The sequence below is a fragment of the Streptomyces sp. NPDC104831 genome (assembly GCF_055583025.1).
In genome coordinates this window covers 1-13,133 of the sequence record NZ_JBVJOT010000072.1, presented here as the reverse complement: position 1 = coordinate 13,133, position 13,133 = coordinate 1, and the positions used below count along the sequence as shown (strand labels likewise).

The following is a 13,133-nucleotide window of genomic DNA, read 5'->3' as shown; positions in this document are numbered from 1 at the left end:
CTTGGTTTGGGGGGCCGAAAAGGGGGGGAGGCGCCGGTGAAGTGGGGGGGGGGTTCCCCCCCCCCCCCCCCCCCCCCCTTGACCTCAACTTTGATCGAGGTTGTTGGGTGAGTGACGGCGGTGATCGCAGCCGCCGCCTGAGCGATTCGGAGAGGACGCCGTCATGACGAGCGACATTCTTGTAGTGGGCACGGTTTCACCGGAGGTCCGGGCCGCGGTGACGGACGTGCTGAAGGGCCTGGAGAGAGCTTTCAACGAGAAGGACCCGGTCGCCCTGGGCGAGCGGTTCGCCGAACACGCCTCTTGGACCAACGCGAGGGGCAGGCGCCTTGACGGCAGGGAAGAGATCACCGAGTTCAGCACCGTGGCGATGAAGAGCTTCCTCGGCGATTCCTTCGCCCGGTACGACGTGGTCAAGCTGCTGGAGATAACCCCCGACGTGATCGCGGTGAACGTGGCGCAGACGCCCACCGACAGCACCGGAGGCCCTGTCGACGGCCCGCGGGGAGCGACGCTGTACGTGATCGCGAACCAGGCGGACGGCTGGCACATCGTGGCCGGCCACAACATGGCCGTCGACCCGCGGACCGTGTGACGCTGTCTCAGGTGTCCACGCGGACGGTGGGCGGGTGTGGCCGTCCTCGGCGGGCACGCCGCCCACACCGAACCGGGCCGCTTCGAGGGTTGCCGTCCCGTTCCCCGAGGCGTGCGCGCGGGCCGCGACGCGTCCGGTGGCCGGGATCGTTCCGGGCGGGGGCCGGCCCGAGAACGCGCCGCGCGCGGTGGACCGGGGGGCAGGGCTGGTGCGCCGCCGCCGGGGCCGGGGCCGGGCCGTGGGGCGGCCTTGCGGCCCCCGCTGTCGACGTCGGCGGGCCGGGTCGGGGCGGAGGCGTCAGGACCGTGTGCCGCCGTTCGGGGTGTCCCGGCACGGCGCCGGTTCGTCGGCGGTGATGACCAGGGCGGCCTGGTCGTCCTCCACGTGTCTGTCGTCGACGAAGCCGCAGACGTCCGCGGCCACCGTTTCGACGATCTCCGCCGCGGTCGGCCGTCTCGGCACGGAGGCCAGCGCCTTGGCCAGGCGTGCGTCGCCGTATTGTTCGCTTCCGTCGGTCCGGCACTCGGTGAGACCGTCGGTGTAGAGGAACAGGCTCTCCCCGGGGCGGAGGGTGAAGTGGCGGGCGGCGAGCCTGGGCGCGATGTTGATGCCGAGCAGTCCTCCGGACGCGTCGACCGTGTCCACCACGTGGTCGCCGTCCAGCAGCAGGGGCAGCGTGTGGCCGGCCCGGACGAGCTGGACGGCGAGGCCGTCGGCGGCCGGCGTGAGGTGGCCGTAGACGAGGGTCACGAAGCCGTTGTTCGCGTGGGCGTACCGGTCGTTCAGGGCCTTGTCGACGGCCTTGACGACGTCGACGGGGTCGTGGAGGAGCGGGGCGACGGCTCGGGCGGTGTGGCGGACCAGCGCGGTCGTGGTGGCGGCCATGGCCCCGCGTCCGCAGACGTCGCCGAGGACGAAGGACCAGCTTCCGTCCCCGCGGGCGAAGACGTCGTAGAAGTCGCCGCCGATCTCGAGCCCTTCGCCGGCCGGGTGGTAGAAGGCCGCGAGCTGTGCTCCGGGGACCTCGGGCAGGTCGGGCAGCAGGAGGCCCGTCTGCAGGTCACGGGCGAGCGCGGCGCGCTGGGCGTACTGGCGTGCGTTGCGGGCGGCCGAGGCGGCTCGCCGGGCGAGTTCCTCCGCGAGGGCGACCCGGTGGCCGTCGAAGCGGCGCCCGCCGGTGGACAGCAGGGTCAGCGCGCCGAACGGCCGCCCGCGGTCCAGGAGGGGGACGCAGACGTAGCCGGTGACGCCGAGGGCGTCCCAGGGGCCCGGGCCGGTCGGGGTGCGATGGGCCACTTCGGTCAGGCCGGAGGCCAGAACGCGCGCGACGGGGTCGTCCTCGGCGTCGCGCGCGGGGCGGTGGGAGGCCAGCAGGCTCCGTGCCTCCTCGGTCGGCGCGGCGGTCGCCACCCGGTGCACGCGTCCGGTCTCCAGGATGTCGACCGCGGCCAGCGGCGCCAGGGCGGAGCCGGCCAGAGCGGCCAGCCGCTGGAGCGTCTGCCTCTCGTCCAGCCGGCCGGCCAGGGCGGTGCTGGCGGCCAGCAGGAAGGACAGGTCGTCGCGGGCCGCCTTCTCCCGTGCGTCGGCCGCCAGCCGGGCCTGTTCCACGCGGTGACGCTCGATGGCGAGGGCGGCCGTGTCGGCGAAGACGCGGGTCAGCGCCAGGTCGGCGTCCTGAGGGGCGCGCGGGACCCGGTGGTACATGGCGAAGGTGCCCAGCAACCGGCCGTCCCGGTTGAGGATCGGTGTCGACCAGCAGGCGGCGAGCCCGGCCTGCCGGGCCAGGTCGCGGAAATCGGTCCACAGGGGGTCGGCGGTGATGTCGCTGACGCTCACGTTCCGGCGCCGGTGCGCGGCGGTGCCGCACGAGCCGACGCCTTCGCCTATGGCGATACCGTCGATGGCCTCGTTGTAGAAGTCGGGCAGGCTGGGAGCCGCGCCGTGATGCAGGTGCCGGCCCTCCTCGTCGGCCAGCAGTACGGAGACGAGCACGTCGGGGGACAGTTCCTCGATCGTCCTGCACATGCCGTCCAGGACGTCCGTCAGGGGCGCCCGCCGGGCGATCTGCTCCAGCAGCGCGCGTTGCTCGGCGGCCAGCCGCCGGGCGTGTCTGACCTGGGTGGTCTCCACTCCGATCATCCGCACGCCGATGACCTCGCCGTTGGCGTCGTGGCGGGCCTCGTAGGTGAAGTCGAAGTAGGCCTCGCGCGCTCCGTCGGCCATGCCGATGAGGACACGGGCGTCACGGCCGACGTGCCGCCCGCCCGTCCGGTACACCTGGTCCAGCAGGGCGATGTACCCCTGGGCGGTCAGCTCCGGCATGAGCTCGGCCAGCGGGACGCCGGTGCGTTCGCGCCGCCCGCCTCCGATCGCCTCGAAGAAGGCCGGGTTCGCCGCCTCCAGCACATGATCCGGTCCCGTCATGGAGGCGAACAGCGCGGTCGACGTGCCGAACAACGACGACAGGTCCTCGTCCGTGTCGCGCGCCGGCTGGGAACGAGTCACCTTTCTCGTCGACCGTTCGCGCCCCACTGCCATCTCGTCACCCTCGCCAAACAGCCTGCCGCCAGCGCCAGGCAGATCATCGTCTCGTACGACATCAATCGATGCCTCATCAGGGTCGTATTCTCCGGGATGGCCCGGTGCAAGCCTCCCGAAACGAACGAATGCTCGCTCCGGCGCCCTGTGCCTCATCCAACTGCCCCGGCCGGTGAAAGCCGGTGGAGCACTTGGAGGTGCACGGGTGCGCCGGGCGGCCGTCGGCGCGCCGCGTCGGCGATGTGGGGCCAGGGACGCGACGTCGCGCTGGTCGAGGACCGGCAGGACCGACAGACGACCGTCGGTGCCCCGACGGCTCAGCCGGCCTGTCCCGGCGTGCGCGGCGACATCAGCGGACCGTGCCGATGTCGCCGGCTCCCCGGGCCGTGTCGTCCACGGCCCGGCCGGCGAGTGCGTCGGCCACCGTGGCATGAACAGGCAGCAGCTGGGATATGCCGGTCATGTTGACCATGCGGACGAGACGGTCGGGGACCGCCGCCAGACGGACGGATCCGTCTGCCTTCTGCGCCGTGTGCAGGAGGCTGATGAGGGCGCTGAGGCCGGTGGAGTCGACGAAGTCGACCTGGGCCAGGTCCACGACGAGGTGCGGGACTCCTTCTCCCACGACGGCCGCGGCCCGTTCGCGCAGCATGGACGCCGTATGCAGGTCCACGTCGCCCGCGACGCTGAGGACGGCGCCGCGGTCGCCGGTGTACTGGACGGTCACGTGAAGGGTGTCGGTCACGTTGGTCATCACTCCTGGGCGGAGGGCTCGGTCACTGGTCGCGGACGAAGCCGCGGGTTCGCCGTGGCACCGCTCACGCCGCGGGCCCGTCGTCCGGGCCGGGGCCCCGCACGGTGGCCAGGCCGTCGAGACCCGAGACGGCGAGGACGGGTTCGAGCAGCGGCGTGACGATGAGCTGCAGCCGGTCGGCGTGGGCGAAGAGCACGCTCAGCCCGGCGCTGTCGAGGTACTCCACCCCCGTCAGGTCCAGCACGAGCGGGCCGGAACCGCCGTCCAGGGCCTCGGCCAGGGAACCGGCGTTGCTCATGTCGATCTCGCCGCTGACCGCGAGGCGCGCGGTGCCGTCCGGGCCCCGGCCGGGGGTGAGGGTGAGGGGCGTGGTCATGAGGCGATCCTCATCTGCATGTCGACGGTGGTGCCCGACGGACCGGGGGTGATGGTCACCTGCTGCATCATGGCCCGCATGAGGGCCACCCCCCGCCCCCGGTGGGCGTTGAGCTCGGGCTGGGGGGTCTTCCACCGGCCGCTGTCGGCGACCGTCAGACGCAGGTTGTCGACGAGTGCCTCGGCGCGCAGCCGCACGACCTCCCCCGGGGAGTGCCGGTGCCCGTGCTCGATCGCGTTGGCGCACGCCTCCCCGGCGGCCACGAGAACGTTCTGGATCGCGTTGGAAGAGAGGTCGCACCGGTCCAGCCAGCTGCGCAACGCCTTGCGCACCGGCGCGAGCTGCGACGACTCGGCGGGGAACGACATCTCCAGCGGCGCCGGATGACGGTAGAGGAGCAACGCCACGTCGTCGTCGTAGCCGCCGACCGGCGCCAGTCGCGACATCACTTCACTGGCGAGGTCGTCGACGGGTACGTCGCGGCCCGCCTGCACGGCCTCGCTCGCCTCGACTATCCCGATGCTGAGCGGGCGACGGCGGCGTTCGACGAGACCGTCCGTGTACAGCAGCAGCGTGGCGCGCGGGGGGAGGGTGCACGCGGCTTCCGGTCGCTGCCTGCCCGGCCGTACGGCGAGGGGCAGCGACCGCCCCTCCTCCAGCAGTGCGGTGCTGCCGTCGGGGTGCGCGATGATGCCGGGCGGGTGTCCGGCACTGGAGTAGGTGAGTTCACCGCTGCCCGGGTCCAGGACACCGCAGAACACGGTGGTGCACAGGGCGCCCGCCACGCTCGCGGCGAACTGGTCGAGGGCCATCAGCGTCCGGGACGGGCTGGGGTCCTGCAGCATCAGCGCCCGGCAGGCACTGCGCAACTGCCCCATGACGCTGGCCGCCTCCAGGCCCCGTCCGACGCAGTCGCCGACGACGATGCCGATCCGCCCGTCCGGCAGGGTGACGGTGTCGTACCAGTCGCCGCCCACCTCCAGCGGGCGGGTGGCGGGCTCGTAGCGGACGGCGAAGCCTTCGGGGAGCTGGGCCGGACCCAGGATGGCGCGTTGCAGCGCGATCGCGGTTTCCCGCTGCTGGTCGATCTGGTGGGCCCGGACCAGGCCCTGCGCGAGGTGCCCGGCCAGCAGCGACAGCAGCAGCTGGTCCTCCGGGGTGAACGGCCGGTACTCGCCCAGGTCGATCCACAGGGCCAGCGGGCCGTCGGGGTGCTCCAGCAGGACGCCGGCACCGGTGTCCCCCGCCACCGGGGTGAGCGGTGGCCGGTGGGGCAGCGCGGCGACTGCGTCCCGACGCTCCGGGGGGAGGTCCGCCCAGCCCAGGTCCGCTTCCGTGGCCGTGAGGTCGGGGAGGTCACCGGGCCCGAACAGGGCGGCGACCACGCTCCGCGCGCGCCATAGGGTCTTCAGCACGGTCAGGGCGCCGGACAGGGCCTCGGACAGGCTCGCGGCCTCGGACAGGGAGGTGCTCAGGGCGGCCAGGGCGCTCTCGCGCTGGACGGCGTAGTGCTCCGCGGTGACGTCCCGGAAGGTGCCGACGGTCACCTGGCGTCCGGTGTCGGGATCCTGGGCCGCGTTGTAGGTGACGGCCACCCACAGCCGGTGACCGTCCCGGTGGGTGACGGGGATCGTGTACGTGCCCTGCCCGTTGCGCAACAGCCCGGCGAAGGCCTCCTCCACCTGCCGGTGCGCCTCGGGGTCGGTGGCCGGGTCCGGCCACCACGGGTGGACCGGGGTGTACGGGAGGTCTTCGGGGCCGTAGCCGAGGATGTCGGTGAACGCGGTGTTGATCTCCACCACGGCTCCCGACTCGTCGCAGACGAAGAACGCCTCCTGAAGCGAGTCGACGAGCGCCGTCCGCCAGCGCAGGTGGTGACCGCGCAGCCGGGCCAGCTCTATGTTCGCGCGGACCCGGGCCAGCAGCTCGGCGGCGGCGAACGGCTTGACCAGATAGTCGTCCGCGCCCGCCCGCAGCCCTTCGATGGACGCCTCCTGCCCGGCCCGGGCGGACAGCAGCAGGACGGGCACCGAGGCCGTACGCGCGTCACCGCGCAGCCGCGCCACCAGTCCGAGGCCGTCGAGCCGGGGCATCATCACGTCGCTGACGACGAGGTCCGGCGAGTCGCGGCGGACGGAGTGGAGCGCTTCGACGCCGTCGCCGACGGTGGCGACCTCGTATCCCGCCGAGACCAGGATGCGGGTGAGGTACTCCCGCATGTCGGCGTTGTCGTCGGCCACCAGCACCCGGGCGCTGACGGCGCCTGCACCACCGGCCGGCGCGGCCTCCACCTCGGTCTCCGCCACGGGGCTCGCGGCCGCGGTGCCCATGTCGCCGCCCGGCAACCAGCGCAGGGCTTCCTGGACGTAGGGGTCGGCGGTGGCGGAGGCCACGGGGCTGCCCGCCGCGTCGACCACGGACCCGGCGGGGAGGTGCGCGGTGCCGAACGGCACCTTGACGGTGAAGGTGGTCCCCGCGCCCTCGGTGCTCTCGGCCGTGATCACGCCACCGTGCAGTCCGACCAGCTCGCGGACGAGAGCGAGGCCGATGCCGCTGCCCTCGTTCGATCGGGAGCGGGCGTTCTCGATGCGGTGGAACCGCTCGAACAGGCGCGGCATCTCCGCCTCCGGCACACCGATGCCGCTGTCGGCAACGGTGACCACCGCGTGCGCGCCGTCCCGGCGCACGCTGACCCGGATGGCACCGTCGAAGGTGAACTTCAGGGCGTTGCTGAGCAGGTTGAGGACGACTTTCTCCCACATGCCGCGATCGATGTACACCGGCTCGTCCAGGGCCGGGCAGTCGACGTCGAAGGCGAGTCGGGCCTTCTCGACGGCCGAGCGGAAGACGCTGGCCAGTTCCGCGGTCACCAAGGCGAGGTCGACCGGTTCGTAACGGGCCTGCATCCGCCCGGCCTCGATGCGGGAGAAGTCGAGCAGCGTGTTGACCAGCTTGCCCAGGCGCAGGCTGTTGCGACGGATGAGGTCGAGTTCCTGTCGCACCTGCTCGTCGGCCTCGCCGAGCCTGGTCCTCAGTTCCTCGACCGGTCCCATGATCAGGGTGAGCGGGGTGCGGAACTCGTGGCTGATGTTGGAGAAGAACGCCGTCTTGGCGCGGTCCAGCTCGGCCAGTTCCTCGGCCCGGCGTTGCTGCGCCTCGTAGCTGCGGGCGCTGCCGATGCCGGACGCGATGTGTCCCGCGGTCAGCTCGATGAAGCCCTGGTATCCCGGGTCCAGGGTGCGGTACCGGTTGAGGGCGGCCACGAGGAAGCCGTACGGCGCGCTGCCCTGCTGGAGCAGCGGCACCACGAGCGCCTGCGTGGGCGGTTCCGGCCAGTCGCCGGCGGGCAGGCCGGTGAAGGTTCCACCGGCGAGCGGCACCAGGGCCGTTTCACCCCTGAGCAGGGCCGCTACCGGCCACGGAGCGTCCGGGCCGTCGGCCGGGAGGACGGGGGGAGCGGCCGGGTGCCCCTCGGGGACGCCGGTCGCACCGGCCAGCCGGGCGGTGTCGCCGTCGAACAGGTAGGTCAGGGTGAAGGGAAGGTCTCGCCCGTTGCTGGCCAGCTGCCGGTCGGCGAAGGCCAGCACCTCCTGCTCGGTCCGGATCACGCTCGGATCCGAGCCCAGGTCCCGCAGCGTGGACATCCGCCGTTCCCCGATCACCCGCTCGGTGTCCTCGCTGACCACGCACAGCATGCCCACCACGTCGCCCGCGTCGTCCCGCAGCGGGCTGTAGGAGAACGTGTGGTACGTCTCCTCGCTGTAGCCGGACCGCTCCAGGAACAGCAGCAGTCCCTCGTCCCATGTGGCCTCACCGGTGCGGAGGACGGCGTCGACGCGCGGCCCGATGTCGTCCCAGATCTCCGCCCACACCTCGTTCGCGGGGCGCCCGAGCGCCCAGGGGTACTTGCGACCGAGCGTGTCGCGCCGGTAGGCCGCGTTGCAGAAGAAGGTCAGCCGCTCGCCCCATGCCATCCACATGGGGAACCGGGAGGACAGGAGGATGCTGACCGTGGTCCGCAGGCTCTGCGGCCAGCCCTCGGGCGGCCCGAGGGGCGTCGAGGCCCAGTCCACCCCGGCCAGGTCCCTGCCGATCTCGCGATCGGCCGCGAACACGTCGCCAGCCGCTGTCGACGGCATGTGTTCGATCCCGTCGGAACGTGCCACGCGACACCCTTTCCCTCACGCAGGCCCACCGCTGTGGCCATGACTTCAGCCGAACCACCCTCGCGATCGTCCCGGTGACCGCGCACACCCATGCCTGTATGCCCCGGAATCGCCGTCCGATGCCGACGATCGCCACGTCCACGCTCGCACGACCGTCGGATTCTCCCGCACCGGGCGGCTGCTCCGAAAGCGCCGGACACATGATGCGGCACCACAGGTCCGGGGCTGCCCGGCGGGTGGCCGCGGCCTCACAGGATAGTCCAGGGGGTGCGGGCCGGTGCCGGCACGGGCGGACCGAACGGCGACCCGGCCGGGGAGGATGGAGCACTCAATCGGGCACGATAATGCTCATCTGCGCAGCCGGTGATGTCGTCCTCGGCCGCATCGGGGCCGTCCGCGCCCGCCGTCACCGCCCCGCCGACGCCCCCGCTCACCGACGGACCGGAAAAAGCCGCGGACGGCTGTCGATCCGGCTCCGTCCCGTTCGACATCAGGATGTGCGGCGCCCGCCGCACGATGACGCGACGGAACCCGACGAGGCACACGTGGATCAACTTCTCAGAGTCATGAACTTCAACGTCTCGAGCGACGGGATCGGTGCCGGCGAGCACCAGACTCTCGAAAGGCCGTTCGGGCACGACCGTCCCGAGAGGCTGTTCGCCTGGGCCGGGGCGACGGCGAGCTGGCCCATGCGCACCGATCCCGGCGGGAGCCGGGGTCTGGACGACTACTTCACCCGGGACTTCGCCCGGAACATCGGAGCCGAGATCATGGGCCGCAACAAGTTCGGGCCCCAACGGGGACCTTGGCAGGACCACGAGTGGCGCGGCTGGTGGGGGCAGGAACCCCCGTTCCGCACGCCGGTGTTCGTCATGACCCACCACGAACGCCCGTCGTTCACGCTCGGTGACACCACGTTCCACTTCGTCGGCGGCGCCCCGGCCACGGTCCTGCGGCGGGCGCGGGAAGCGGCACAGGGCAAGGACGTCCGGCTCGGTGGCGGGGTCACCACCATCCGCCGGTTCCTCGACGCCGGGCTCGTCGACACCCTGCACGTCGCGGTCTCGCCGATCGAACTCGGATCCGGACTGCGGCTCTGGGAGTCCCCCCACGAACTACGCGACCGGTACCACCTGGAGGTGGTGCCCAGCCCGAGCGGGGTCGCCCACCACCTGTTCTGGCGAAGGTAGCGCCACGCGAGCCTCCTGGCGGCCGGGGTCCGTCCGCCAGGAGGCGCACCGCCCCGGCGGGCGCCGTCGTCTCCCCGGGGGCGGCGGGTCCCCGCGGTGCGGGTACACCCGGCGGGCGCGGATGTCGCGTCCAACGGGCCGAACGTGTGCGGGCCGTCCGCGTGACAGCCGTCCGATCCGGGAATGTCGTCACCGCCCCGCGGGTCCCGGCGGCGAAGCCTGTCGGCATGCATTCCATTGGACACCGTGTGGCTGCTCTCCGGCCCAGACTGGGCCGGGCCGGGCTGGCCTGCGCACTCGTGGCGGGGCTGGCCCCTGCCCTGATCATCGGCGTGGGGGCCGGCCAGGCCCAGGCCGCCCCGCTGCCGGGCGGGCTCGGCCCCTGCGTCCCGGGCGACTGCCCGGACCCGTTCCCGGGCATCAACAACGGCCCCTTCGCCGGCCGGGACAACGGCATCAACATCTTCGTCGGCAACGACTTCCTCGTCCGTGGCAGGGCCGCGGAGGCGGAGGGCCGGGTCGTCGTCCTGGACGACTTCGACATGGCCAAGGACACCGCCGGCAGCGCCGTCTACAACGTCGGCATCGTCGGGGTCGGCTCGCGGGTGCCCCCGCCCGACGGCGCGGACTTCCTGACCACCGGCGGCGACATCACCGTCGCCCCCGGGCAGCGGCTGCTCGCCGAGGGCGGGGTCGTCCGGTACGCCGGCACGGTGACCGGCACGGTGGAGGCCACCCTCGTCCACGACCCGGACGCCGCACAGCCGTACGTGCCGCTGCGCGACCAGCTCACCGCCGCGAGCCAGTGCTACGCCCGCGTGGACGGGGCTGCCCGGCCGGCCACGGGTACGGCGGTGAACCAGGGCTACCAGACGCTGTTCACGGGCGACGGCACCTCCGCGATCCAGGTGTTCAACGTCGACTTCGACCTGACCGGCCCCGGCGGGGGTCAGCAGGGGATCGCCTTCGCGAACATCCCGGACGACGCGACGGTCCTGGTCAACATCGTCGGCGCCAACCGGGTGATCAACACCTACAGCGGCGGTATCGACGACGCGACCGACCCGTTCAACGCCTACCGCGAACGCCTGCTGTGGAACTTCCCGGACGCCACCTCGGTGAACCTGACCGGCTCGGGCCAGTTCCAGGGCAGTGTCCTGGTCGGCCAGCAGGCGTCCATGACCACGGTGTCGCTGCCCGGGATGGACGGCCGCTTCCTCACCACCGGTTCCCTGACCCACACCAGCGCCCAGACGGGCGTCGAGTTCCACTCGTACCCGTTCAACGGCGACCTGCCGGACTGCGGCGGCGAGCCGCAGCCGGTCACCGGCGAGGTCCGCGTCGAGAAGACCGACGCCGAGACCGGTGCTCCCCTCGCCGGCGCGGAGTTCGAGCTGTGGGAGGAGACCAACGGCACACCCGGCCTCCAGACCGGCGGCGCCGACCCCGACACCCAGGTCGGTGACACCTGCACCACCGGCACGGACGGCGTCTGCGCGCGCACGGTGGAGACGGGCACGTACTACTGGCGCGAGACCGCCGCCCCCGACGGCTACGACCTGCCGAACCCGAACGTCTTCGGCCCCGTGGTGCTGACCGAGGCCAACGCGGACGACGGCGTACAGGTCACCGCCGAGAACACCCCGAGCGAGGAGCCGCAGCCGGTCACCGGCGAGGTCCGCGTCGAGAAGACGGACGCCGTGACGGGCGATCCCCTGGCGGGCGCCAAGTTCGAGCTGTGGGAGGAGACCAACGGGACGCCCGGCCTCCAGACCGCGGGCACCGACCCCGACAGCCAGGTCGGCGGGGTGTGCACCACCGACGCGAACGGCCTGTGCGCACGGACGGTGGAGACCGGCACGTACTACTGGCGCGAGACCGCCGCCCCCGACGGCTACGACCTCCCCGACCCGAACGTCTTCGGCCCCCTGACCCTCACCGAGGCCAACGCCGACGACGGCGTCCAGACCACCGCCGAGAACACCCCGAGCGAGGAACCGCAGCCGGTCACCGGCGAGGTGCGCGTCGACAAGACCGACGCCGTGACCGGAGAGCCGCTGGACGGCGCGGTGTTCGAGCTGTGGGAGGAGACCAACGGCACACCCGGCCTCCAGACCGGCGGCGCCGACCCCGACACCCGCGTCGGCGGCACCTGCACCACCGGCACGGACGGCGTGTGCGCGCGCACGGTCGCACCGGGCACCTACTACTGGCGCGAGACCACGGCCCCCGAGGGCTACGACCTGCCGAACCCGAACGTCTTCGGCCCCCTGGTCCTGACCGAGGCCAACGCGGACGACGGCGTACAGGTCACCGCCGAGGACACCCGGACCGAGGAACCCCAGCCGGTCACCGGTCAGGTCCGCGTCGAGAAGACCGACGCCAGGACCGGCAACCCGCTCGCGGGCGCCGTTTTCCAGCTGTGGAAGGAGACCAACGGCACACCCGGCCTCCAGACCGGCGGCGCCGACCCCGACACCCAGGTCGGCGGCACCTGCACCACCGGCACGGCGGGCCTGTGCACACGCACGGTCGCACCCGGCACCTACTACTGGCGCGAGACCACGGCCCCCGCGGGCTACGACCTCCCCGACCAGAACGTCTTCGGCCCCCTGGTCCTGACCGAGGCCAACGCGGACGACGGCGTACAGGTCACCGCCGAGAACATCCGGACCGAGGAACCCGGCACCGAGGGCTCCCTCAAGGTCGAGAAGACCGACGCCGGGAACGGCAAGCCCCTCGCGGGCGCGGTCTTCGAGCTGTGGAAGGAGACCAACGCGGTGGCCGGGCTGCAGACCTCCGGCGCCCACCCCGACACCCGCATCGGTCAGAGGTGCACGACCGACGCCCGGGGCGACTGCACCTTCGACGGCCTTTCGCTCGGTGAGTACTACGTGCGCGAGGTCGCGGTGCCCGAGGGCTACGAGCTGCCCGGCAACCCGGTCAGCGGACCGCACGAGCTGACCGAGGAGAACGCCGAGGACGGCATCACCGTCCGGCTGGGCAACAAGCGCTGCCGGCCCGGCGACCACGGCTACGGCGACGGCTACGGGCACTCCGGTGGCCACGGCGGCTCCGGCAACGGCTGCGGAGCCCCGGACGGCGACGGCGATTCCGGCAAGGAGTACGGAGACGAGTAACGGCGCGTTGGGCACCACCTCCGGCGCCGCCGGAAACCGCCGGCCGCGGGGCATCCGTCCCCGCGGCCGGCGGCCGTGTTCCGGTCCTTTCGCACCCCGTGGCCCCCGCCGCCCGTACCGGGCCCGCCGCCGCGGCGCCGGGCACCACCCGTGTCGGCTTCCCCCCGGACTGCGGCCCGGTGAAGGCCGTGGTCGTCAAGGGGGCCTCAGGCGGTGAGGGTTTCGTGGAGGGCGTCGAGGCCGTCGCGGTAGATGCCGGTGAAGAGGTCGACGACTTCTTCCTCGGTGGCGCCGTCGGGGTTGAAGCGGCCGGACCACTGGACCTCGGCGGCGTTCTCCTGGCCGGGGATCGCGTGGACGCGGAGGGTGGAGAC

General features: G+C 72.7%; 7 protein-coding genes. 3 read left to right on the top strand and 4 right to left on the bottom strand.

Annotation, left to right across the window (positions count from 1 at the left end; genetic code table 11):
* Positions 1-163: 163 nt before the first annotated feature.
* Positions 164-595: an SgcJ/EcaC family oxidoreductase gene (locus tag ACZ63H_RS33770; protein ID WP_469871687.1), complete on the top strand. Its 432-nt coding sequence runs from the start codon at positions 164-166 to the stop codon at positions 593-595.
* 297 nt (positions 596-892) lie between these two features.
* Here ACZ63H_RS33770 and ACZ63H_RS33765 read toward each other — a convergent pair whose 3' ends face one another.
* The 4 genes from ACZ63H_RS33765 to ACZ63H_RS33750 all read right to left on the bottom strand — a co-directional run bounded on the left by ACZ63H_RS33765 (position 893) and on the right by ACZ63H_RS33750 (position 8,402).
* The gene (locus ACZ63H_RS33765; RefSeq protein ID WP_469871685.1) at positions 893-3,100 is read right to left on the bottom strand and encodes a SpoIIE family protein phosphatase; all 2,208 of its coding nucleotides are present in this window, start codon (positions 3,098-3,100) and stop codon (positions 893-895) included.
* A gap of 382 nt (positions 3,101-3,482) precedes the next feature.
* Positions 3,483-3,887 carry an STAS domain-containing protein gene (locus ACZ63H_RS33760; protein ID WP_469871683.1) on the bottom strand — a complete coding sequence of 135 codons (405 nt, stop codon included), beginning with the start codon at positions 3,885-3,887 and terminating at the stop codon, positions 3,483-3,485.
* A gap of 64 nt (positions 3,888-3,951) precedes the next feature.
* Complete coding sequence (locus ACZ63H_RS33755; RefSeq protein ID WP_469871681.1) at positions 3,952-4,263, bottom strand: STAS domain-containing protein; 312 nt, start codon at positions 4,261-4,263, stop codon at positions 3,952-3,954.
* Positions 4,260-8,402, bottom strand: coding sequence for a SpoIIE family protein phosphatase (locus ACZ63H_RS33750; RefSeq protein WP_469871729.1), 4,143 nt, complete (start codon positions 8,400-8,402; stop codon positions 4,260-4,262). Before ACZ63H_RS33750 ends, ACZ63H_RS33755 begins: the two co-directional genes overlap by 4 nt.
* Positions 8,403-8,974: 572 nt before the next feature.
* Between ACZ63H_RS33750 and ACZ63H_RS33745 the strand changes: the two genes are divergently transcribed.
* Positions 8,975-9,619: a dihydrofolate reductase family protein gene (locus tag ACZ63H_RS33745; protein WP_469871679.1), complete on the top strand. Its 645-nt coding sequence runs from the start codon at positions 8,975-8,977 to the stop codon at positions 9,617-9,619.
* A 248-nt stretch (positions 9,620-9,867) separates the two neighbouring features.
* Positions 9,868-12,759 (top strand): SpaA isopeptide-forming pilin-related protein, encoded by a 2,892-nt coding sequence (locus tag ACZ63H_RS33740; protein WP_469871677.1) that lies wholly within the window; start codon positions 9,868-9,870, stop codon positions 12,757-12,759.
* The last annotated feature ends 374 nt before the right edge of the window (positions 12,760-13,133 follow it).

Coding starts and splice junctions, on each gene's coding strand:
- ACZ63H_RS33760 (WP_469871683.1), bottom strand. CDS start 3,887: ATGACCAACGTGACCGACACCCTTCACGTGACCGTCCAGTACACCGGC.
- ACZ63H_RS33755 (WP_469871681.1), bottom strand. CDS start 4,263: ATGACCACGCCCCTCACCCTCACCCCCGGCCGGGGCCCGGACGGCACC.
- ACZ63H_RS33770 (WP_469871687.1), top strand. CDS start 164: ATGACGAGCGACATTCTTGTAGTGGGCACGGTTTCACCGGAGGTCCGG.
- ACZ63H_RS33750 (WP_469871729.1), bottom strand. CDS start 8,402: ATGCCGTCGACAGCGGCTGGCGACGTGTTCGCGGCCGATCGCGAGATC.